The organism is Saprospira grandis (assembly GCF_027594745.1).
Lineage (GTDB): Bacteria > Bacteroidota > Bacteroidia > Chitinophagales > Saprospiraceae > Saprospira > Saprospira grandis.
Genome location: NZ_CP110854.1, coordinates 556,969 through 579,807, shown reverse-complemented (window position 1 = coordinate 579,807; position 22,839 = coordinate 556,969). Strand labels below are relative to the sequence as shown.

The window sequence follows — 22,839 nt, the reverse complement described above, 5'->3', positions numbered from 1 at the left end:
GGCCGCAGGGCCGAGCGAATAGCGAGCTGCGAAACGTAGCGCCGACGACCGAAGGGAGGCGGAGGCCCCAAAACAACAGCAGCGAGCTGCGACAACAAGGACTTTAGTCTGCAGTTCGACGACCGAAGGGAGTAAACGTAGCGCCGCAAGGCCGCAGGCCGCAGCGGAGGCCCCAAAATCAAAACATAAAGAAGGGGAGAAATAGGCTTACTGTAGAAAGGGTGATCTTTTGCCTAGAGTTTGCTAGAAAAAAGGGGAACTTTTGCGGAGGAAGAAAGGGCTTGTTTTTGAAAAGTTCTTCAGAGAAGCGCAAAAAAATAACTACTTTTGTGGCCTAAAATAGACAGCGAGCAAACCCAAAGGGAGAAAAGCTGTTTTGTTAAGGAAATCAAATTATACTTTAGATAAAGAGCTTATGGCTGAATCAAAACTAAAAAAAGCCCTGATCGTTTTGCCTTTGGCATTGGTGACCATTGTGTTTCCTTTGGCGGCGGTGTATATGTCGAGAGCGGGCCTAATGGATTATAAGGCGCGAAAGGCGCAGATGCGTTATTTGGCAGATTCTATTAAATTGCAAAATATTCCTTTGCAAGATACGGCCGGAGAGGCCTATCCGTTGAGCAAGTATGAGGGGCGGGTTTTGCTGCTCAACTTTTATAAGGATGGGGCTGCGGAGAACGAAAAAGTTTGGTCGGAAATGCTTCGGGTGCAGACAGAATACAGCAAAAAGACGACCCAGCGTTTGCGTTTGTTGAGTTTGCCTGTAGGGAGCGATAGTTTGAAGAGTCTGCAGCAGTTTTGGGCCAAAAATGAGTTGCCTGACCGCAACTGGCAAAGCCTAAAAGGGCGGCCTGATCAGGTATTGAATCTGGCGGTAGAGAACTGCAAATTGGGTCAAGATACCCTAGGGCAAACTTTGGTTTTGTTTTCTATGGACCAGACGGTGGCCATGCATTACAATGCCCTAAAACCCGAGGAAATTAATCGGATGATTGAGCATATTGCGCTCTTATTGCCCGCCAAAAAGGATAGAAAAAAATTGCGTTATCAGGAAGAAAAAGAGCTCTATCAATAAGCCTTTTTCGACTATAAAAATTAAGATGTATGAGTACACCTATTGTAGATGATACTGGGGCGAAAAGTCACAAGAATCTGAATATCATCATTACGGTTATTTCGGTGGTTTTGCCTTTGGTGGTGGCCCTATTGTTTTCGGTAAAATTGGAGGTCAATTTTCCCTTTAATGTGTATTGGCTGCCGGCGATCAATGCCATGCTCAATGGAGGAACGGCTATTTTATTGGTTTTGGCCTTAGTAGCGGCCAAGCAGCATAAGGTGAAGTTGCATAGCCAAATGATTTATCTGGCCATGGGCCTTTCTTTGGTTTTCCTCTTGGTTTATGTGCTGTATCATGTGACTACGGGGCACACAAAATTTCAAGGAGAAGGCACAGAAAAGATAATTTATTTGTTACTTTTATTTAGCCATATTGCGCTAGCGGCTATTCAGGCGCCCTTGGTTTTATTTGCCTTTTTGTATGGTTATACGGGGCAGGTAGATCGCCACAAGCGTTTGGTAAAATTTAGCTATCCGGTTTGGTTGTATGTTTCTGTGACAGGTGTCATTTGTTATTATATGATTGCGCCTTATTATCCAGCTTAAATTCTATGCTCTATGAAAGCGATAAAAAAATATTTGTATCTATTTAGTCTAGCCTTATCCTTGTTTTTGGTGGTGGCTCCTCAGCAGGAGTTGGCCGCACAATGTCCCATGTGCCGGATGTCGGCAGAAGCTGACCTAAAGTCAGGAGGAACCAAAGCCAAGGGTTTGAACAATGGTATTTTGTATATGCTCATCTTGCCTTATATCTTGATGGGGACCATTGGTTTTATTTGGTACCGCAACCAGCGGCAGGTAGGGCAGCAGCAGCAATTTAAGGATTTGCGTCTGCTCTTAGAGCCTTTAGATTAAACTGAACAAGCGTTTAAAGTTTGGCCCAATTTTCGATTGAAAGTTGGGCTTTTTTCATGTTTTAATGGCTTTTATGCAAACGTTTTCTGTTTCGGCTTCGGTCCTTAATTTTAGCCCAGAGGTGGCTGATCATTTTAATAAACTGGGCATTGGCGTAGAGCTGTCGGCTTTTTCGCTGCCCTATAATTTGGCTGCCGATCGTTTGCCTACTTTAGTGGAGCAGACGGCCAAGTTGTTGGCCAAATTTAAGGGGCCAGTAAGTATGCACGGGCCATTTTTCGATATGAATCCTATAGCTAGAGATCCTTGGATTTTGGAGGTTTGCCAGAAACGGATGCTGCAAAGTTTGGAATTGGCCGACCGTCTGGGGGCCCGCCAATTGGTCTTTCACGCCAATTATGTTCCGCATCGGGCCAAGGAGCACGACCGCATTTTTGTAGAGAAGCAGCTAGATTATTGGCCCAGTCTTGTTCGGGCGGCTGAGCGCTATGATATTCGGATTTTGCTAGAAAATACCCGAGAGCATAGCCCGAAGCTTTTATATGATATTTTGGCTCCTATCAATTCTTCGCATTTTAAGGCTTGCCTAGATACTGGGCATACGCATTGTTTTACCCACTCTAAGCTTCCGCTAAAAGATTGGCTGTTGGGCCTAGGCGAGCAGTTGGCCTATGTGCATTTGCATGCCAATCATGGCGAGCGAGATGAGCATTTGGCTTATACGGATGGCAATCAGGATTTTTCTGGCTTTTTTGAGGGTTTGCAAGCGCTGCCCGAATGGCCCGATTTGATTATTGAGGTAAAAACGCGAACGGCTTTTTTACGCTCTTTGGGGGCTTTGCAGCGGGCGGGTCATTTAGCTCCAGCTTATGTCTAATGTTAGATTTGGGGCCCGCGGCCGGCAAGCCGGCCGCCGCTATGCTGCGCCGCTCGCAAGTCTGCTCGGCCCTGCGTCGCTTCGCTCCTGGGTCTGGCGCTTCGCGCCACGGCTGCGCAGCGCTGGGCCTTCAGCGGCCCTTCGGGCCTTCGCAAAAGCGGTATTCCTCGCTTCGCTCGTCATCCTTAGTCACGACCCCGCCCACCCGCCCCTCCAATGGATTCCCTAAGGAATCCATTGGGGGCTTGTTTGCGGGAACCATTTAAAATATTCTCTAAGGCCCAAAAAAAGAGCAAACCTTTAGGTTTGCTCTTTTTCTTTACTTCAACTTCCGCCCTTGGGGATCAATCAACTTTCGTCTCTTGATGGTCCAAGTCTGCGGCTTAAGGTAAGCATATTGTTTAGAGGGCGACAGCCGGAAAGTAAACTCAAAATGCTTATGATGTTTATTTTGTTCGGGGTAGAAAAAACTGCTTTGTCCGTTAATTTGCAATTCCACTTGGGCCAGATTTTCGCCTTTGGGGAGCTTACAATTATAATAGAGGGGAGCATAAGTCTGGGCTAATTTTTCTCGTTCTTCTGCGGTTCCTGCTCTTCGGATTTTACCTCTTTCCTCAATGCTGGCCAGCAGTTTATCTTGGTCTTGGTGGCAATAAAAGCTATCATTAACAATCAGGCTACCAATTTCTTTGGGGGCGGCTTGGGCCGAAAGTGCATTGATGCAAAGCGATAAATTTTCTGGGCCCTGACTGAGCGAATCTGATTGGACCAAAAAGCTATCAATTTGATAGTCAGATTGTAAGAAGAGCTTGTCTCCTTGGGCCTTCCAGTTGCCCTCGGCGCTCAATCTGGCCCATTTCTCAATGCGAACATATTCAAATCTTCCCTTTTCTTTTAAAGAAAGTTGGATTTCTATATCCTTATCCTTATATATATAAGTACCTTTTTGCGCCCAAAGCGAGGAGAGGGGAATAAAAAGTAGGGGCAATATCCAGAAAAATTTTTGCATAGTTCTTTTCTTTGTCGTTTAGAATTACTACACATTCTTGCAAAAACTGCGCCCAGCATGAAATCATTAGAGGTCCCTTTGCTAGCCTATCAAGAGCAGCTACAAATTCGGACAGAGGGAGAACAAAAACAAATATTTGACCCCGTCCGCCGAAAATGGCTGGTCCTACAAGCCGAAGAATGGCTGCGCCAACTTTGGATCCAGTACCTCAAGACCGAAAAAGCCTACCCCTTTAGCAAAATGCAGGTAGAAAAAGGCTTGGCCGTTTATGGCCAAAAGCGGCGCACAGATTTGCTTTTATTTGATAAAAATACCCAGCCCTTGGTCCTTTTTGAGCTCAAGGCGCCTCGGCAAAGCCTAAATGCAGTGGTATTGGACCAAATTATGCGCTACAACAGCAGCCTACAAATGCCCTACCTCATTATTTCTAATGGGCGGCAAAACTATGGCTTTGTCTGGAACCCCAAATTAAAAGAGTATGAAGTTTTGGGGGAAATTCCATTTTACGCTGAAAATTAAGAGGGAACTTACTATCTTAACTACTTGATTTAGCCCCAACTACTTCTGCTCGAGCAAAGTGGGTCCATTTGGCCTAGCGATGTGAAGGGGGACGGCGAAGCCGCAGACCCAGCCGCCAAAGGCGGCGCAGGGCCGAGCAGACCTGCGAGCCCCGAAACGTAGCGCCTGCCGTAGGCAGGAGGCCCCAAAAAAGAAAAAACAGCTAACAATAAAAAAGAGTAACTTTTAATTAAAAATGAGGAGAGAGCAGCTCCCAAGCTCCATTCGGAACTCAGAAAAGCATTTTCGATGGACCAAGAGAGCCCGTTTGATTCTGTAAATTTAGCACTCTATTATTATGAGTAAATCCATGCGTTTTTCCGCATTAGAAAGTCTGCTAGCCCGCGAAAATACCCCCGTACAAACGCCTAGCAGCCGTATTTCAGACTATTTTGCTAGCCAGGTTTTTGGCAAAAAAGCCATGCAAGAATTTTTGCCAGCCCGGATTTACAAACAAGTCATCCAAACGATTGAATCTGGGGAGAACCTAGACCGTGAAACTGCCGACCATATTGCCGATGCAATGCGCAATTGGGCCAGCTCTAAAGGCGTGACGCATTATGCGCACTGGTTTCAACCCCTTACTGGCCGCACGGCCGAAAAACACGACTCTTTCTTTACTTTAGATGGCCAAGGCGCCGCTATTGAAGAGTTTAGAGGCGAGGCGCTCGTCCAACAAGAACCCGATGGCTCTAGCTTTCCTGGCGGAGGCTTGCGCTCTACTTTTGAGGCTCGTGGATATACCGCATGGGACCCTAGTTCTCCCGCTTTTATTTTGGAGGTAGGAGACGATAAGACACTTTGTATTCCAACTATTTTTGTCACCTATGGGGGACAATCACTAGATTATAAATTGCCTTTGCTCAAATCGCAATCTTGCTTAGAAAAGGCGGCGGTAAAGGTTTGTCAGCTTTTTGATCCTGCCGTACAAAAGGTTTATGCGACCTTGGGCTGGGAGCAAGAGTATTTTTTGATTGATGAGGCCCTTTATGAGGCTCGTCCCGATTTGCGCTTTACGGGCCGCACCCTTTTGGGCCGTTCTGCGCCCAAGGGGCAGCAATTAGATGACCACTATTTTGGTTCTATTCCAGAGCGCGCCTATGCTTATATGCGTGATTTGGAGGTAGAATGCCACAAATTGGGCATTCCCGTCCGTACTCGCCACAATGAGGTGGCTCCTTCTCAGTATGAGTTGGCCCCTCAATATGAGGAAATCAATGTGGCTGTAGACCACAACCAATTGTTGATGGATTTGATGGATCGCATCGCGCGCCGCCATAAGTTGCGGGTGCTTTTGCATGAAAAACCCTATGCCAATGTGAACGGCTCGGGTAAGCACAACAACTGGTCAATTGCTACGGATACGGGCAAAAATCTTTTGTCTCCAGGTAAAAACCCAGGCAAAAACCTACAGTTTTTGACCTTCTTCGTCAATACTATTCGGGCCGTATATGAGCATGCAGATTTGTTGCGGGCCAGTATTGCCTCTGCTTCTAATGACCACCGTTTGGGGGCCAATGAAGCGCCTCCCGCTATTATTTCTGTCTTTGTTGGAGAAGCCCTGACCAAGGTTTTAGATGCCATTGAAGAAGGCGATAGCACCGAGGCTGAAGTGAATCGGGTGTTCTCTTTGCTGAGCAAAATTCCAGATCTAGAGAAAGATAATACCGACCGTAACCGGACCTCTCCCTTTGCCTTTACAGGCAACAAATTTGAGATTCGGATGGTGGGCTCTACGGCCAACTGTGCCGGCCCAATGACCATTATGAATAGCATTATGGGCCAGCAGCTAGAAAACTTCTATGCCGATGTGGAGGCCCTAAAAGCGGCTGGACAATCGCAGCAGTCGGCTATTTTGCAAGTCATCAAGCGCTATATTGTGGAGTCGAAGCCTATTCGCTTTGAAGGCGATAACTATAGCGATGAATGGAAAGAAGAGGCAAAAAGTCGGGGCTTGAATAACTTCATGACTACTCCAGAGGCCCTTACTGCTTATGCTACGGATAAGGCCAAGGCGCTATTTACCAGCACCAAGGTCCTTTCTGAAGAAGAGTTGGCGGCCCATTTGGAGGTCCGTTTAGAAAGCTATGCTTTGCAACTGCAAATTGAGTCGAGAATTTTGGCCGAAATGGTCGTGAATCAAGTGATTCCCGCTGCCATTCGCTACCAAAATAGCTTGGCCCAAAATGCCTTGCAGCTCAAACAATTGGGCTTAGAAGAAAGTAGCTATGCCGCTCAAAAAGAGCTGCTGGCCGAGCTTTCAGAGGGAATTTCGGCCCTAAAAACAAAGGCTTATGCCATGAAGCAGCTTCGTGTGAAAGCAGGCCAACTAGAGGCCGAAGAAATGGCCCATACCTATTGTAATGAGGTAAAACCTTTGATGGAGGAAATCCGTGCGGTTTCTGATCAGTTAGAAGGTTTGGTTGATGATCAAGAATGGCCTTTCTTGAAATATCGCGAAATGATGTTTATGAGTTAAACAGCTGCTGATAAGGCCAAAAAAAAGCGGATCCACTTTAGTGGATCCGCTTTTTGCTTTAAACGCTATAGGTTTTGCCTTCTTCGGCGGCTGCCGTTTCGGCAAATTCACTTTGAGCTTCTTCTAAAAGCGCTTTTGTGTCTTGATAGCGAGTAGAAAAATGCCCAATCAATAGCTTTTTGACCTGGGCCAATTTGGCCATTTCTCCGGCCTGCTTGGCGGTGCTATGCCCCGTCTTTTTTGCATTTTTGAGCAGCTCATGCAAAAATGTAGCCTCATGATAAAGTAAATCTACACCCCGAATGAGCTCCGCCAAAGGCGGATGAAAAGCCGTATCAGAACAATAGGCATAAGTTCGGGGCGGGGGAGGAGGCGTGCAAAGTTCTTCATGGGGCCAAAATTTACCCTCGGCATCCGTAAATCCTCCGCCCGCTTTAATGGCCGGAATTTGCTTAAAGGGAATATCCAACTCCAAAATTCGATCTTTGCGCATATTCGGATGAGCGAGCTTTTCCTTAAAGAGAAAACCCTGACAAGCCACCCGATGCGCCAAAGGCAAACTAAAAACCTGAAAACTTGGGGTATCTAATAGCAATTCCGATTGCTCCGAATCACATTCCCGAATTTCCAAGGGATAGCTCAAGTGAGCATTCATTAGGCGCATTTGAACCTCCACCCACTCCCGAATTCCTTTTGGGCCATACAGCCGCAGCTTTTTCTGTCGCTGATTCAAGCCAAAAGACATCAATAAACCCATTAGGCCCAAAACATGATCTCCATGCAAATGGCTAATGAAAATATCCTTAATCTGAAAGGCCTTCACCTGATAGCGCTGCACCGCAATCTGGCAACCCTCCCCACAATCAATCAGGCAATAATGCTCCCGAATATTCAAAAATTGAGAAGAGGTAAAACTCTTATAAGTAGGTAGGGCCGCATTGCTGCCCAAAATGCTTACTTCAAAACGCATCATTATAGTTCGTCTTCTTCAGCTGGCGCTTCATTTTCTAACTGAGAACGCAGGGCTTGCATCATGACCCATTTTACAGCCTGTTCCAAATTTTCCTTGATGTCCAAAACGCTATCTAAACGCGAAATGCTAATCAAGGTTTTTACACTGGGGTGCTCTACGCCCGTAAGCACAAATTGGCCCCCCTCTTCCGTCCACAAACGGTTACCTGTCAAAATGGCACTCAATCCAGACGAATCGACATATTTTACTGCCGACAAATCCAAGATCAAATTTTTGTTTCCGGCATTCTTCAACAGAATCAATTCCGATTTTAGTTCAGGGGCTTTCAAAGAATTCAAATTTTCCTCCTGAAGGCTGACTAGAGCGTACTCTTCTGACTTTTCTACTGCGTATTTCATGGTCTATTTTCTTTTCTGGTTCTATTCAATATTAGGCCCTTTTCTATAAAAAATCTAGCCATTTTTGGCCATTATGGACCCTTTTTTGTCTTTTCTGCTTTTAAGGATTTGGGGCCTCCGCTGCGGCTTCGCCTTGCGGCGCTACGCTTCGGGGCTCGCTGTTCGCTCGGCCCTTCGCCGCTTTCAGCGGCTCGGTCTGCCCCTACGGGCCACCCGCTTCGCATCGCTAGGCCTGCGGCGGCTTTGCCGCCTGCAAAACCCCAAAAAAGGACCAAAGCCCTCAAAAGTATAGGGCCTAAAATAAAAATAAATTCTTTCGATTTCAGAAAATAATCTTTAATATTGGACAGTCAAGACAGATGGCCAAATCTTTTTAAAGCGGCTTGCGTTTATAAAAGTGAGGCCAATTGCCCTTACACACCCAATTTTAGAAAATAACCTTAGTTTGAATATGCCTGATAATCGCTTTTCTCCCAAAGTCAAAGAGGTCATTTCTTTCTCTAGAGAAGAAGCCCTTCGCTTTGGACACGACCAAATTGGAACCGAACACCTTTTGCTCGGTATCCTTCAGGATGAACAGAGCTTGGCCGTTGCCGTCCTCCAATCTTTAGATGTGGATGTTTCGGACTTGCGCCAAGCCATTGAAGATTCTGTCCAGAAAACACAACGCAGAGAACGCCCCTCTTACACAGTAGGCAATCTGCCCCTTACTCGCCAAGCCGAAAAGGTGCTTAAAATTACCTTTTTAGAGGCCAAACGCATGAAAAATGAATTGGTCGGCACAGAGCATATTTTGCTCTCTCTTCTTAAGTATCCCGAAAATCTAGCTGCTCGTGTTTTGCAGGAGTTCGAGATTGATTATGATGGCTATAAGGCAGAGCTAGATTATTTGCTCGCCGAAAGCAATCCCAATTTGCTAGATGCCGCAGGTGGAGAAGATGAGTTTGAGGAAGAAGGAGGCAGCCGTGGAGGCAACCGTGGCCGTGCCGCTGGCGGAGCCGCCAAGGGCAAATCACATACTCCCGTACTCGATAATTTTGGCCGAGATATTACCAAATTGGCCGAAGAGGATAAATTGGATCCCATTATTGGCCGCGAAAAGGAAATTGAACGCCTTTCGCAAATTTTGTCTCGCCGTAAAAAGAATAACCCGATTCTCATTGGAGAACCTGGGGTGGGAAAAACCGCTGTGGTAGAGGGGCTGGCCCTCCGCATTCAGCAGCGCAAAGTGTCTAGAACACTTTTTGACAAGCGCATTGTGATGTTGGACCTAGCTGCTCTGGTAGCCGGGACCAAATATCGCGGGCAGTTTGAAGAGCGGATGAAGGCCATTATGACGGAACTAGAAAAATCTAGAGATGTCATCCTCTTTATTGATGAAATTCATACCATTGTAGGCGCTGGTGGGGCCACAGGCTCGCTAGATGCTTCTAATATTTTTAAGCCCGCTCTTGCTCGTGGAGAACTCCAATGTATTGGGGCCTCTACCTTGGATGAGTACCGTCAGTACATTGAGAAAGATGGCGCCCTAGATCGCCGTTTCCAAAAAGTAATCATCGAGCCACCTTCTCCAGAAGAAGCTATTCATATCTTGAGCAATATTCGAGAGAAATATGAGGCCTTCCATCATGTAGAATATACAGATGAAACCCTAGAGGCTTGTGTGAAACTTTCTGACCGCTATATCTCTGATCGTTTCTTGCCCGATAAGGCGATTGATGTGATGGATGAAGTGGGCGCTCGGGTACACCTCAAAAATATCCATGTGCCCAAGCACATTATGGAGCTAGAGGCCGAGATTGAAAAAGTGAAGGAAGAAAAGAACCAAGCTGTTCGAGACCAAGAATATGAAAAAGCGGCCAACTTCCGCGATAGCGAGTCTAAGTTGATTCGCCAGCTAGAGCAGGCCCGCATTGATTGGGAGGAAGAGTCGAAGAGTAAGCGTTATCCAGTAACTATTGAAGACATTGCCGAGGTGGTGTCTATGATGACTGGAATTCCCGTAAGCAATGTAGCCGAAAGCGAAAGCGTCAAGCTATTGAGTATGGGCCAAGACCTCAAGGATAATGTAATTGGTCAGGATGAAGCCATTGTGAAGATTACTAAAGCCATTCAGCGGAACCGCGTAGGCCTAAAAGATCCGAACAAGCCAATTGGAACCTTTATTTTCCTCGGTCCAACTGGGGTGGGTAAAACAGAATTGGCCAAAGTATTGGCGCGGCAGATGTTTGACTCGGAAGATGCCTTGATCCGCATTGATATGAGTGAATACATGGAGAAATTCTCTGTGAGCCGTCTTATTGGAGCGCCTCCCGGCTACGTAGGATATGAAGAAGGGGGACAATTGACGGAGAAAGTTCGTCGAAAGCCTTATTCTGTTATCCTTCTGGATGAAATCGAAAAAGCGCATCCCGATATCTTTAATATCTTGTTGCAGGTATTGGACGATGGCCAGTTAACCGATGGTTTGGGCCGCAAAGTAGACTTTAAAAACACTTTAATCATCATGACCTCAAATGTTGGGGTTCGTCGCTTGAAAGACTTTGGAACTGGAGTTGGTTTTTCTACTAAGGCCAGAGAAGAAGCTGCGGCAGATGAAGCCAAGGGCGTAATTCAAAATGCACTCAAGCGGACCTTCTCTCCTGAGTTTTTGAACCGTATTGATGATGTGATTGTCTTTAACTCTTTGGGTAAAGAAGAAATCTTTAGAATCATTGATTTGAGTTTGAAAAACTTGTACAAGCGAGTAGAAGAGCTAGGCTACAAATTGCAATTGACCGATGAGGTCAAAGACTTTATGGCTGAAAAAGGCTACGATCCGCAGTTTGGTGCTCGTCCATTGAACAGAGCAATTCAAAAGTACTTGGAAGATCCTTTGGCGGAGTTTATTCTCAACCACAAGAATGAATTGGCAGAAGGCAGTTTGCTAGAAGCTAGTTTGAATAAAGAACAAGAGGTAGTGATTAGCATTTTCTCTGAAGAAGAAAGCAAGTAGGTCCAGTTGGGCCAAGCGCAAAAGAGCTAGCAATATTTGCTAGCTCTTTTTTTGTTTAGCTCGTCGAGCTGGCCTAGCGATGTGCAGCAGTGGCCCGAAGGGCCAGACCAAAGCCCGAAGGGCTGAAGGGCCGAGCGAATAGCGAGCTGCGCAACGTAGCGCCGAGGAGCGCAGCGAGGCGGAGGCCCCAAAGAAAAGAATAAAAAAGAAGTATTAAAAGCCTATTATTTTGTAAATCTAACTTTGATAGTCCGACGAAAATCTACTATATTAGCCAGAGAGCAGGGGCAAGGAGCAACTGACTATTATATTCAATCACAATAACCGCATCCCTATGAATAGCTTTGAGAAAGTGAAGAATTATCTGCTGGATATGGGCCATGAAATTAGCCATGAAAGTGTAGAGGATAATCTCTTTGTATTAAACAATGAAAATCAGGGTATTTGTAACCTAATGCTGGATTGCGAGGGCGAGGTCCTTGTTATGGAGCAGCATATTTTTGATATTGAGGAAAAAGACGCTGCTTTTTTGAAGCGTTTGCTACAGATTAACCGCGAACTCATTCATGGCGCCTTTGTTTTGGATGAGGAGGGGCGTCGGGTACTTTTCCGCGACACTTTGGCCCTAGAAAACTTGGACCGCAACGAACTGGAGTCTTCAATTAACGCTATGGCGATTGCTTTGGTAGAGCATGCTGAAGAATTTATGGACGTAGCGGCCAAATAATTGAACTTTTTCCCTTTATTTATCATCTTATCTAAGTGAGCGCCTTAAACGCTCTTCTTCTATCAATTAAACTATCTGACCTATGTGGCAATTTTTGAAGCGCTTGTTCCGCCTTGGTAAAGCCGAAGCCAACTCTGCCCTTGATAAACTAGAGAATCCCATCAAAATGACAAAGCAGGGGATTCGCGATTTGAAAACGGACCTAGACAAGAGCCTGCAAAGTTTGGCGGAGGTGAAAGCAATTGCTATTCGTACCAACCGCGAAGTACAAACTTACAAGCAAAATGCAGACGATTACGAAAAGAAAGCGATGGCTTTATTGAAAAGAGGCCAATCTGGACAAATGGATGCGGCCGAGGCTGAGCGTCTAGCAACAGAGGCTTTGGCTCGTCGTGAAGAAAACCTCAAGCTATACCAAACGGCTCTTCAGAATAAGAAGAAGTACGATGGTATGGTAACGACTATGGAGGGCAAAATTCGTACGCTCAAGAGCCAAATCGCAAAATGGGAGAACGAATTGCGCAGCCTAGAAGCTCGTGATAAAGTGAGTAAGGCAACCACCAAACTCAACAAACAATTGACGAATATTGACTCTTCTGGAACTATGAGCATGCTAGAGCGCATGAAAGAGAAAGTAGAAGAGCAAGAGTCTTTGGCAGAAGCTTATGGCGAAATGGCCGATGAGAGCAAAACCATTGACGACGAAATTGATACTGCACTCAATGATCCTACCGTAACTGCTTCTGCAGCTTTGGATGATCTTAAGCGCAAAATGGGTATGCTTCCCGCTCAGGAGGAACGCATCGAAATTAAGGAAAAAAGCGATGTGACCATCAAAATTGAGGTGGATGACAAAAATAAAGGCGCTTAATAAAAAGTGGCCTAGCGCATAGATAAAAAAAGTCGCTCCCAAATTTTGGGAGCGACTTTTTCTGTTTTAGGAGGCGGCAATGCGCAATCCTGAAATTTCAAAGGCGGAAGTCAGGGCCTCTTTCATGCTGCCGCTGGTTTCAATTTCATCTAATTGAATGCCCAGCTCTACAATGGTTTGGGCCACGGCTGGCGAAATGCCCGATAAAATGCAGCGGCAACCCATCAGTCGGCTGGCCTTACTAATTTTGAGGAGATGGTTGGCTACGGCCGTATCCATAATGGCCACTCCACTAATGTCTAAAATAAAAACCTTGGCCTGCTTTTCGGCAATTTGGCCCAAAACGGTTTCCATAATATCCTTAGATCGCTTAGAATCCATAATGCCCACAATCGGCAAAAAGAGAATTTCTTCCCAAATTTGAGCAACAGGGGTCGATAAAGATGCGTTTTGCAATTCTAAGACCTCATTAGAAATCGAGTTGTAGCGATCAACGACCAAGGCCGTATCCAAGTTGAGCAACTCATCATAGGCGCTCAATAAATCAAAGGAAGCAATTTTTTCTTGTCGAAAAAGGGCCTTAAACAAATGAGAAAAGAGAATAATGCCATCATAATAAAGGTCCATAGGCAAACCTACCCGAGCATGCACCTCGCCAATTCGCTTTCGGTCCTGAATGTAACGATCGTCTACCTCTGCCGCCCAAAAGCTCTGCCAATACCGTAGGTGTAGGCTTTTGAGGTGCTCAATTTGGGCCTCCGATTCATAGTAGGCCGCAAATTTGCGGTGGCTGAGCATACGCTCGTAAAAGGTATCAATCAGTTGAGGAAGTTGGGGGGTAATTTGGGGACTAACAGAACGAATTTGCTCCAAAGTGTCCTGACTAATATAGAAATGGAGCTTGTAGGCTTCGGCTGTAAAAGTCTGCATATTATGATTTTATATAAAAAAGAACTATTCTGGCTATTGGCTGAATAGCTTTATTTACTCCTAACAACCTAAAGAGCCAATTGTCTTGCTTGAGTCACTGTTTTGAGATAGAAAACAGCTAGTTTTCTATGAGTTAGCCGCTATTTTCGACTAAATGCCTTCGATTTATTATTTTTGTTCTTCTTACCCAATAGCCTAGTTAAAAATCGGCTATCTTTAAATCAAAATATTATGTTATCTACCTTAGTTCAGTTGCTCTTTGCCCTTAGTTTTTTGGGCCCTGCTCAAGAGTTGCCCCAGCCCCAAGAAGCGGCCAAAAAAGTTTGCGATTGTGCCGAAAGTACCGAGCTGATTGCCAAGGAGGCAGCTTTTCGGACGGCTCCAAAAACGGCTGCTCGAGGCGAATATCTTACGGCTTTTAAAAGCTTTCATCAGTGTGCCGATTTTAATGGGATGCAAACGAGCTTGCGCGAATTGCCCGCCCGAGAACGTGCCTTATTTGAAGGCCAACTAGAGGAGGCCATTGCCGCTAGCTGCCCCGATTTGGCCCAATTACTGACCAAACTCCGCTAAATTTATGCGTCCTCTTTTTTTTTCCATTTTTGCCCTAACTTTAACGGCCTGCCAGCCCTCGCCCGATGAACTCGCGCGGCATTTGGCCAAAGATTGGTGCGATTGTAATCGAGTCCTTTTGCCCCTTTACGATAGCCTCGAGCAACAAAATAGCCCCGGCCAAAAATTGCAACTCTTAGATAGTATGCAACTCAAAGTGGCCGAAAATGTGGCCTGCCTAGGAGGCGAGCAACTCTTGCAAGAACTAGAGCAAAAACTTAATCGCCAAAACCGAGAACTGCTCATCCGACAGTTTGAACAACAACAGGCCGAACAATGCCCCGAGCTACTTCGCCTACAAGAACGCATGCAACACACGGTCCCATCTCATTAAAAATAGCCTATATGTCTACTTCCTCCTCTGCCTGGTTAGAGCAATTTCAACTCTGTCTGCAGTGCCAAAATTTGGCCCTCTTTCAACAACTTTGGGCCAATGATGCCCTAGAAGATGCCCCTTTTTTATCGGCCGCCGACTTTTTTCAAACTTGCCTAGAATTGGGCGATGCCATCCGCCTAGGCGAAGAAGAACGCCTCAATGAACATCAACTTTTAGTAGAGGTGGAGTTTTATCTGGGCCAAAATGAACGCTACAATGATAGCCTTTGGCTCCTTTTGGTCGAAGAAGCCGCCGGCCTGAAAATTTGGGCCGCTGCCGAATCTGCCGCCGCCGAAGCCCTCAAAATGCTGGGGACTGAGCAAGAAGAGGAATCTGAAAAAATAGCCGATTTGCCCCTAGCCGAAGAGGAAGTTAGTGATTTTTTAAGCCATTTTGAACAGCTTTTAACCAAGGAGGATATGCCCGGCTTAGAGGCCCGCTGCTGCTCTAAGGCCTTTAATCACAATTTGGCCGGCCCCGGTGGCTTGGCCGTAGAAGAATTTTGCCGACTCCGAGCGCTCTACCGCTGGAGCCTACAGGCTTGGCCCGATTATGCCACCGAATTTAAAGAAGAAAAAGCCCTTTTGTTGCCCATTAGCTGCAATCATCCGCAGGCCGCCCGCTATAATCGCGAGCTCTTGCTCTTGCTGATTTATCAAGATGAATGGAAAATTTTAGGCATTGGCGCCGAGCTCCGAGAGATGCGCCACCTCTTCCTCAGCTTCAAACAAGGCTTGCTAGTCAAACGATAATATAATAGAGAGTAGACCATTTGGTTGCTCTCTTTTTTTTGTTTTGGGGCCCGCGGCCGGCTCGGCTGCTCCTCGGTCGGCCGCCGCTATGCTGCGCCGCTCGCAGGTCTGCTCGGCCCTGCGTTTTTTTCGCTACGCTCAAAAAATTGGGTCTGGCCCTGCGGGCCACGGCTGCGCAGCGCTGGGCCATGGGCACTCTTGCTGGCCCTTATGACTGAGCAGAAGCCAAAGAATAAAGTCTTAGTAGACAGAGGAGGACCAAAAAATATTTCATTTTGTGGGATTTATGAGAGGGGAAACAAAATATGATGCAAGGGAAAGAGCAACCTAAAAAAAATCTAAAAAAAAAAGTTAAATATAGCTGTTCCTATACGACGGTATTTTTGTCATAAACTACTAAATTCCCAGTTGACTAGCCAATTTCCCCCAACAGAACACCTACATTATGAAAAAGTATTACTTAAGTTTGCTGCTCCTGAGTTTGCTAACGGTTGCCTGGGGCCAAAGAAAGGCCAACAATAGCGGCGGTAGCCAGCTAATTGAGGGCTTACTTATAGATGCAGAAACACTAGAGCCCTTAGGGGGGGTAATTGTTTTTGTAGAAGACAGTTATCCAATTATTTCTACCAGCTCAGATGCCGATGGCTATTTTCGTTTGGACCGAGTTCCTTTAGGGCGGCAAACGCTAAAGGCCCAAAAGGCGGGTTATCGGACGTTTTATACAGATAATATTGTTTTGCGCTCTTCTAAGCCCGCTTATCTAGAAGCGAGCATGGAGGCTCAAAAAGATTTGAAATGGGGCGATGATTTTAGAGAAAACCGTCCTTTGAATAGTTTTTCTGTTGTTTCTACCCGCTCTTTTAATGTGGAGGAAACGCAGCGCTACCCTGGGGCCATTAACGACCCTAGCCGAATGGCCCTTAGTTTTCCAGCCGTGCAATCTTATTGGGACAATAATGCCGACATGATTATTCGGGGAAACCCCACGGCCACCCAAACTTTTTTCTTAGAGGGCGTAGAACTCTTGGGAATGGGCCACTTTGCCGCTCCAATGAGTAGAAATGGGGGCGTTTCGGCTTTGAGTATTGCCCTGTTAGACAAATCGGATTTTTCGGCTGGTGGTTTTGCTGCCGAATATGGCAATGCGCAATCGGCTATTTTAGATATGCACTTTAGAAAGGGGAACCCCAACCAACAAGCCTATAGTTTTCGCTTTGGTTTGATTGGTATTGATTTTAGTGCAGAGGGCCCGATTCAAAGAGGGCAGAGTAGTTTTTTGCTCAATTATCGCTATTCTACTTTGGGGGTACTTTCTCAGTTTGGGCTTTATGTGGTCCGTTCTAATGTAGCCAATACCTTTCAGGATTTATCCTTTAATTTGAGTTGGGAATCTAAGGACCGCCGCAAAGAGCTTCGCTTTTTTGGTTTGGGGGGCTTGGGCTCCGAGCAATGGCTCATTAAAGAAGATTCTACCAATTGGATTAACCGCTTGGACCATAATAGCATTGACAGCCGGACGGCAAATGGTACTTTGGGCCTAAAATACAGTGAAGTTTTGGGGAAGGGCGCTTATTTTCAGGCTACGGCTGGCGCTTCGGTCAACGGAACAATTTATAATGTGAACAATGCGCCTATGGATTCTACACGTATAGAATCGAATAGTTTGTTGGTGCAGCAGTATAGCCTTTCTGGGGTCTACAGTAAAAAGTTGGACCAAAAATTTAGGCTAAAAACAGGCTTAAACCTCTATGGGCAGTTGTATGATTTGCATCATGACTATTATAATTATGATGCAGAGCGCTTGGATACTTTTTTGGCCACCGGCCTAAAATTTAATTATTGGGCAAGAGGCTATGCACAAATTCAATGGAATCTCTCTAAACGTTGGCAAATTTTGGCCGCTGGAGCTTTCCTTTTTCAGGGTTACAACAATACTTATTGTTTGGAGCCCCGAACGGCTTTGATGTATCGCCCGAGCAAGAAAACAAAGTTGGCCCTATCTTATGGTGTTTATGGTCAATTGTTGCCTTTGGGGACCTATGAAACCCAAACTAAGATCAACCCCAATGAAACCTTAGAAATTGCCAACTCGCAGCATTTGATTTTGAGTTGGCGGCAGGCGCTTCGCTACGATTTATCTACTTTGGTAGAAGCTTGGTATCAGTACGGAAGCAATCAGCCGATTGGCAGTGAGGCGGGCAGTACCTTTTGGTTGTACAATCAGCGGAAGAGCTTTGGCCGTGTTCCGCTTGCTTCTTTGGGGGCCAACCGAAATTACGGCATTGATCTAAGCATTGAGAAAGTATTTCGCAGAGGGTTTTTCCTGATGAGTTCGCTCTCGCTTTTTCGGTCTAATTACCGAGCAATTGATAATAATTGGTACCGCAGCCGCTACGATAATCATTTTGTGGCCAATTTTACTACGGGCTATGAATGGACCTTGCCCAAGGGCGGGCGTTTGTTGTGCAGTGCTCGTTTGTTGGCCAATGGCGGTTACCGTTATATGCCCGCAGATACGGCGGCTTCTTTGGCCCAAAACCGAATGGTTTTTGACGAAAGCCAGGGCTATAGCCTTGGGCAATCCGATGAAGATGTCCCGGTTTATTATCGGCTAGATTTTCGTTTGGCCTACCGAAAAAATTATAAAAAATCCTCGCTTACGCTTTCTTTGGATGTGCAGAATATGAGTAATAATCTCAATAATTTGTATCAGCCGTTTTATCATTTTCAAGAAGATCGGATCTATAATGCGTATCAGAGTGGAATTTTACCCGTGATTGCGATGGAACTAGATTTTTAGCCAGTTTTTGGGTCCTCAATTTAAATCCGCTTAGCTATTTTGCTGAGCGGATTTTTTTATGAAGAGGAAGTTGCTCTGTCGTTGAAATGAGCTGATAAAGTTCTAAATAGCTTGATCTTTTTTGTAAATTTGGCGCAGTTCCAGCTTAAGCTTTAGTGGGGGCCAGGCCCTTGCGTCGGCTTAGGGATGGATAGGGGGGCGGCGCAGCCGCAGACCCAAGTTTTTTGAGCGCAGCGAAAAAAAACTGCAGGGCCGAGCGAATAGCGAGCCCCGACACAGCCCGACCCAAGGCCCAAAGGGCCGCAGGGGAAGCCCCTAAAAAATATAAAATTGCAGAGAATATGTCAGAAAGCTCTCGGAAAAGAAGGGAAAGAAAAAGAGCCGAAGCAAAGGCCAAAAAACAGCAACAGCAGCAGAAGAAGCTCAATTTGGAGAAAGATCCTACAGAAAAAAAGGGGATTTTGTCTGTTTTGCGCCCCATTGAGTTGATTAGTGGGGGCTTGTTAATTGGTTCGCTTTTATTGTATGGGGTGTCGAGATGTAGCCGAACGGAGGAGTTGCCTGCGCCAGAAGTGGTTTCGGTGGATAGTACGGCGGCCCAAGCGGCAAGCTCAGCGGCTACGGCAAATCTGTTAAAATATTATGTCGTTTTAGATAGTCTGAAGTTTCGGACGGGCCCTTATTTGGATAGCACTTTGATTCGCTATTTGCCCCATGGGGAGGAGTTAATTTCTTTGAATGAAGTGACTGATTTTGAACAGGGCTTGCGTGTTTCTGTTGATGAATTTACGCGGGAGCCTTGGGTGAAAGTGCGAGATAAAAATGGCCGAGAAGGTTGGGTGTATGGGGCTGGCGTTCGTCCTTACCGCAAAAATAAACCTGCGCCAAGGCCCCCGAGGGAGGCCGCAGATGAGGCAGAAAATAGCAATAGCGAAACAGAACAGGAAAATTAGATGAACATTTATCGCCAACTAGAGGCTTTGCCCAAATTTAAGCGGGCGGTGCTGAGCATGGGCTCTTTTGATGGAGTGCATTTGGGGCATCAACATATTATCAAGCAGTTGGTCCAACTAGCTGAAGCGCGAGATGGAGAGACGGTTTTGCTGACTTTTGATCCTCATCCAAGAATTGTTTTGGCCCAAAAAAGAGGGGAACAAAGTAGTTTGCGTTTGCTCACGACCCTAGAAGAAAAAGCCGATATTTTGGAGCAGGCGGGCATTGCAAACTTGGTGGTCGTTCCTTTTACCGAAGCCTTTTCTTCTTTGAGTCCCGCAGATTATTTGGATCAATTTCTACTGCATTATTTTCAGCCAGCTTGTATTGCCATTGGTTACGACCATAAGTTTGGCAAGGGGCGGGCTGGCGACATCCATTTTTTGCGAGAGGCACAAAAAAGCCGCAATTTTGAACTCAAGGAGTTTGATAAAAAGGAAGTGGATGAGATTGCTGTGAGCTCGACCAAAATTCGCAGAGCAATTTCTGAAGGCAAAATTATGCTGGCCCAACAATTATTGGGGCGGCCCTATAGTTTTTCTGGAAAAGTAGTGAAGGGCTTGCAATTGGGCCGAAAACTGGGCTTTCCCACCGCCAATATTGCCGTAGAAAATCCCTACAAACTCTTGCCGCCAGAAGGTATTTATGTGGCGCAAGTGATTTTGCCTAATGGCGAAAAAAAACAGGGGATGCTTTACCGAGGACCGCGGCCTACCTTAGAAAATGAACCGAATATTACCGTCGAAGTTAATATTTTTGATTTTGAGGGAGACCTTTATGGCCAAGAGCTCAAGGTCGAAATGCTCAAATATTTAAGAGCGGATGTTCGCTTTGAAAATCTGGACCAACTTTCGGCACAATTGGCGCAAGATCGCTTAGATAGTCTTGCCTTTTTTGCCCAACAATAAAATAAAATCAAATGCCTGCTTCTAAAGTAGCCGCTCAACAGCCGCTGGTGGCTATCGCTATCCTCAATTATAATGGAGCCGATTATCTCGAGCGCTTTTTACCCTCGGTTTTGCAAACGACTTATCCGAATGCGCAACTTTTTGTGATTGACAACGGCTCTACAGACGATTCCATTGACCGACTAAAAAAATGGGGCTTCGAGCGCTTTATGGCTACGGCCGACCAGCCTTTTCCGCCGGCCCAATCTGCCGACAGAAAAATTCCACGCTATTATATTGATTTGCCCGAAAACTATGGCTTTGCCGAAGGCTACAACCGTGGCTTGGCCCAATTGCAACATGCCGATTATTATGTGTTGCTCAATTCGGATGTAGAAGTTAGTCCCGATTGGGTAGAGCCATTGATTCATTGCCTAGAAAAATCTCCGCAAAGAGCGGCCGCCCAACCCAAAATTTTGATGGAGGCCCAACGCAATTTGTTTGAATATGCTGGTGCAGCAGGGGGCTGGATGGACCATTGGGGCTATCCTTTTTGTCGCGGACGAATTTTTTCTGAATTGGAAGAAGATCAGGGGCAATATGACCAAACGCAAGAGGTTTTTTGGGCCTCTGGGGCCGCCCTTTGTGTGCGCAGCCAACTTTATCATCAGTTTGGCGGATTAGATGCCGATTTTTTTGCTCATATGGAAGAAATTGATTTTTGCTGGCGATTAAAAAAAGGCAATTACCAAATTTATGTTTGTCCAAAATCTAAGGTTTGGCATGTTGGCGGCGGCACCCTGCCCCCCGATAATCCCCGAAAAGATTATCTCAATTTTAGAAATAGTTTGGTTTGTCTGCTCAAAAATTTGGAGGGCGGGCCAAAACTTTTTCTGCTCTTATACTGGCGACTTTTACTCGATGGTCTGGCCGCTATTCGTTTTCTTAAGGATGGAAAATGGGGGAGTATTGCGGCCATTGTTAAGGCGCATTGGCATTTTTTCTTCGCTTTTCCCAAACACTGGAAAAAAAGAGCCGAAATAAAAGAGCGGCTTGCGGCCTATGCCTATCAAAAAACGCCTCGATTTAATACTGCAGGCTATTTGCGCAAAAGTATTGTCTGGCTGCATTTTGCCAAAAAGGTAAAAACCTTTAAAGAATTGGAGCTATAATTTTTTTTTGGGGCTGCCCCTGCGGCCTACGGCCTTGGGTCGGGCTATGTCGTGGCTCGCAGGTCTGCTCGGCCCTGCAGTTTTTTCGCTTCGCTCAAAAACTTTGGTCTGCGGCTGCGCCGCACCACTTTCTATCCCTCAGCCGTTTGGCCTTCGGCCATAGCTGTGGGTTGAAACCCACAGCCATACAACAAAGCTATTCTAGATCTATAGTGCGAAGAGGATTAAAATCCTCTATCGCTTTGAAGATGGGCTGTTTTCTTCGGCAGTTTTGCTGTTGTTTTTTCTATCTCCCATAAATTTCATAGGAACCCCAGGGCCAAGGCCCTAGGCTAGCTAAAAAATTATCATCCCCTCATTCGAGGGGATTTTTTTTGCGGTTGTGCTTGGGGGAGCTGTTTTTTTCTTGCTTGTTTTGGAGCAGTGGGTTAAAACCCACAGCAAAAAGGGAGGCCATTTTACATCCAAAAAAATGAGCCGAAGGTTAAAACCATCGGCCCATAAAAGATCGAAGAAAGAAATTGTAGTAAAAAATCTTTTCATCGCCTAGGGAAAAGCCCCTAGCTAAGTTTTTTTGCCAGCTTACTAATATTCTATATCAAAGAAACCTTCTAGACTTTCTCCATAAATTTCGGGAGGAATTGCTTCTGTACCATTTCTGACAATTCGACTTAGCCAGCGGCTAATTTCTTCTTGATTAAAGGCTTTGCCTAGAACAAATTTTTTAAGCTGAAAGAGTTGGGGACTAATTGTTAAGGGAAGGACTAAGTCTTCTTGGCTGCTTAAAGCAGTTTGTTCGGGATAAAAACTGAACTTAAGGGTAAAAGAAGGCTGCTTTTTGAGCAGAAATCGTACTCTAGCGCTAATATTTTTTACTTCAGGATTATTGGGGGCATTTTCAATACTTAGAATTTCTGCATCGGCCTCTCTACGGTCCATATAGTCACGCATAATTTGGTAAGCGTAGTTTTCTAGGCATTCCTCATCATATTTCATAAAGGTATCGATTCTCACAGAGAAGTTTCGCTGCTCAAAAAACATTTCGGGACGGTATAGCCTTCGCTTTTGTTGACTTTGATAAAGGTATTCTGCTTCTAATTCTTGGGGCAAAAAAACACTTGGAAGATAACTGCCTATTTTTTCAAGCAAATATTGAATGAGTAGCTCGATTAACTCCAGAGACAAAGCCTCCTTCGTCAAGTAGATATAATGTTTATTGCGCCGATCAAAAGATAGATTTTTTTCAGGCGGAATATTTTCGAGCTGAGTCTTAAAAAAGGCATCTAGCCGCCATAGTTCGACATAATAGGGATCTCTAATATCAAATTTTGGAAACAGTACTTCAAAATGGAGACGATACTTATCTTTTTGAGCTAAGTCTGTATTATTCAGCTCTTCTAGGCCCAAAAAGTGGAGACTTAGTTCTTCGCTAAGCTTATAGTATGTGTCTGGGCTCATT

General features: G+C 45.5%; 21 protein-coding genes. 16 read left to right on the top strand and 5 right to left on the bottom strand.

What is annotated here, in order from left to right; all coding sequences use genetic code 11:
- The first annotated feature begins 415 nt into the window (after positions 1 to 415).
- The 4 genes from OP864_RS02140 (at position 416) to OP864_RS02125 (ending at position 2,848) form a co-directional block, all read left to right on the top strand.
- The gene (locus OP864_RS02140; protein WP_270099663.1) at positions 416 to 1,075 is read left to right on the top strand and encodes a peroxiredoxin family protein; all 660 of its coding nucleotides are present in this window, start codon (positions 416 to 418) and stop codon (positions 1,073 to 1,075) included.
- A gap of 29 nt (positions 1,076 to 1,104) precedes the next feature.
- Entirely contained in the window at positions 1,105 to 1,662 is a 558-nt protein-coding gene (locus OP864_RS02135; RefSeq protein ID WP_270099662.1) for a DUF420 domain-containing protein, read from the top strand.
- Positions 1,663 to 1,674: 12 nt separating this feature from the next.
- Complete coding sequence (locus OP864_RS02130) at positions 1,675 to 1,971, top strand: hypothetical protein (protein ID WP_002660104.1); 297 nt, start codon at positions 1,675 to 1,677, stop codon at positions 1,969 to 1,971.
- A gap of 73 nt (positions 1,972 to 2,044) precedes the next feature.
- Entirely contained in the window at positions 2,045 to 2,848 is an 804-nt protein-coding gene (locus OP864_RS02125) for a sugar phosphate isomerase/epimerase family protein (RefSeq protein WP_270099661.1), read from the top strand.
- Between the two features lie 319 nt (positions 2,849 to 3,167).
- Here the strand turns inward: OP864_RS02125 and OP864_RS02120 are convergent, their stop codons facing one another.
- A complete protein-coding gene (locus OP864_RS02120; protein WP_270099660.1) occupies positions 3,168 to 3,857 on the bottom strand; it encodes a hypothetical protein in 690 nt (229 codons plus the stop codon).
- A gap of 57 nt (positions 3,858 to 3,914) precedes the next feature.
- On the opposite strand from OP864_RS02120, the gene OP864_RS02115 reads away from it, so the two are divergent.
- Positions 3,915 to 4,376: a type I restriction enzyme HsdR N-terminal domain-containing protein gene (locus OP864_RS02115; RefSeq protein ID WP_014373563.1), complete on the top strand. Its 462-nt coding sequence runs from the start codon at positions 3,915 to 3,917 to the stop codon at positions 4,374 to 4,376.
- A 349-nt stretch (positions 4,377 to 4,725) separates the two neighbouring features.
- Positions 4,726 to 6,894 (top strand): glutamine synthetase III family protein, encoded by a 2,169-nt coding sequence (locus OP864_RS02110; RefSeq protein ID WP_349294441.1) that lies wholly within the window; start codon positions 4,726 to 4,728, stop codon positions 6,892 to 6,894.
- A gap of 58 nt (positions 6,895 to 6,952) precedes the next feature.
- Here OP864_RS02110 and OP864_RS02105 read toward each other — a convergent pair whose 3' ends face one another.
- Both OP864_RS02105 and OP864_RS02100 read right to left on the bottom strand, forming a co-directional pair.
- Positions 6,953 to 7,867: a ribonuclease Z gene (locus OP864_RS02105; protein ID WP_270099658.1), complete on the bottom strand. Its 915-nt coding sequence runs from the start codon at positions 7,865 to 7,867 to the stop codon at positions 6,953 to 6,955.
- A complete protein-coding gene (locus tag OP864_RS02100) occupies positions 7,867 to 8,265 on the bottom strand; it encodes an STAS domain-containing protein (RefSeq protein WP_270099657.1) in 399 nt (132 codons plus the stop codon). The genes OP864_RS02105 and OP864_RS02100 overlap by 1 nt, the downstream gene beginning before the upstream one ends.
- Before the next feature lie 451 nt (positions 8,266 to 8,716).
- Here OP864_RS02100 and OP864_RS02095 point away from each other — a divergent pair, with 451 nt between their 5' ends.
- From OP864_RS02095 to OP864_RS02085, 3 genes are all read left to right on the top strand, one after another.
- On the top strand, positions 8,717 to 11,260 hold the full coding sequence (locus OP864_RS02095) for an ATP-dependent Clp protease ATP-binding subunit (RefSeq protein WP_270099656.1): 2,544 nt from the start codon (positions 8,717 to 8,719) through the stop codon (positions 11,258 to 11,260).
- Between the two features lie 334 nt (positions 11,261 to 11,594).
- The gene (locus tag OP864_RS02090) at positions 11,595 to 11,987 is read left to right on the top strand and encodes a YbjN domain-containing protein (RefSeq protein ID WP_270099655.1); all 393 of its coding nucleotides are present in this window, start codon (positions 11,595 to 11,597) and stop codon (positions 11,985 to 11,987) included.
- A gap of 82 nt (positions 11,988 to 12,069) precedes the next feature.
- Positions 12,070 to 12,858, top strand: a complete 789-nt coding sequence (locus tag OP864_RS02085) for a PspA/IM30 family protein (RefSeq protein WP_270099653.1) — start codon at positions 12,070 to 12,072, stop codon at positions 12,856 to 12,858.
- Between the two features lie 66 nt (positions 12,859 to 12,924).
- On the opposite strand, the gene OP864_RS02080 is transcribed toward OP864_RS02085, so the two are convergent.
- Positions 12,925 to 13,788, bottom strand: a complete 864-nt coding sequence (locus OP864_RS02080; RefSeq protein ID WP_270099652.1) for a protoglobin domain-containing protein — start codon at positions 13,786 to 13,788, stop codon at positions 12,925 to 12,927.
- 231 nt (positions 13,789 to 14,019) lie between these two features.
- On the opposite strand from OP864_RS02080, the gene OP864_RS02075 reads away from it, so the two are divergent.
- The 7 genes from OP864_RS02075 (at position 14,020) to OP864_RS02045 (ending at position 21,380) form a co-directional block, all read left to right on the top strand.
- Positions 14,020 to 14,361 carry a hypothetical protein gene (locus OP864_RS02075; protein ID WP_270099651.1) on the top strand — a complete coding sequence of 114 codons (342 nt, stop codon included), beginning with the start codon at positions 14,020 to 14,022 and terminating at the stop codon, positions 14,359 to 14,361.
- Between the two features lie 4 nt (positions 14,362 to 14,365).
- On the top strand, positions 14,366 to 14,734 hold the full coding sequence (locus OP864_RS02070; RefSeq protein ID WP_002660120.1) for a hypothetical protein: 369 nt from the start codon (positions 14,366 to 14,368) through the stop codon (positions 14,732 to 14,734).
- 11 nt (positions 14,735 to 14,745) lie between these two features.
- Positions 14,746 to 15,528, top strand: coding sequence for a hypothetical protein (locus OP864_RS02065; protein ID WP_270099650.1), 783 nt, complete (start codon positions 14,746 to 14,748; stop codon positions 15,526 to 15,528).
- A gap of 445 nt (positions 15,529 to 15,973) precedes the next feature.
- Positions 15,974 to 18,328: a TonB-dependent receptor gene (locus OP864_RS02060; protein ID WP_270099649.1), complete on the top strand. Its 2,355-nt coding sequence runs from the start codon at positions 15,974 to 15,976 to the stop codon at positions 18,326 to 18,328.
- Between the two features lie 341 nt (positions 18,329 to 18,669).
- Positions 18,670 to 19,281 (top strand): SH3 domain-containing protein, encoded by a 612-nt coding sequence (locus OP864_RS02055; RefSeq protein WP_270099648.1) that lies wholly within the window; start codon positions 18,670 to 18,672, stop codon positions 19,279 to 19,281.
- Positions 19,282 to 20,229, top strand: a complete 948-nt coding sequence (ribF, locus tag OP864_RS02050; RefSeq protein WP_270099647.1) for a riboflavin biosynthesis protein RibF — start codon at positions 19,282 to 19,284, stop codon at positions 20,227 to 20,229.
- Between the two features lie 11 nt (positions 20,230 to 20,240).
- On the top strand, positions 20,241 to 21,380 hold the full coding sequence (locus OP864_RS02045; protein ID WP_270099646.1) for a glycosyltransferase family 2 protein: 1,140 nt from the start codon (positions 20,241 to 20,243) through the stop codon (positions 21,378 to 21,380).
- A gap of 585 nt (positions 21,381 to 21,965) precedes the next feature.
- Here OP864_RS02045 and OP864_RS02040 read toward each other — a convergent pair.
- Entirely contained in the window at positions 21,966 to 22,838 is an 873-nt protein-coding gene (locus OP864_RS02040) for a hypothetical protein (RefSeq protein WP_270099645.1), read from the bottom strand.
- Position 22,839: the final 1 nt, after the last annotated feature.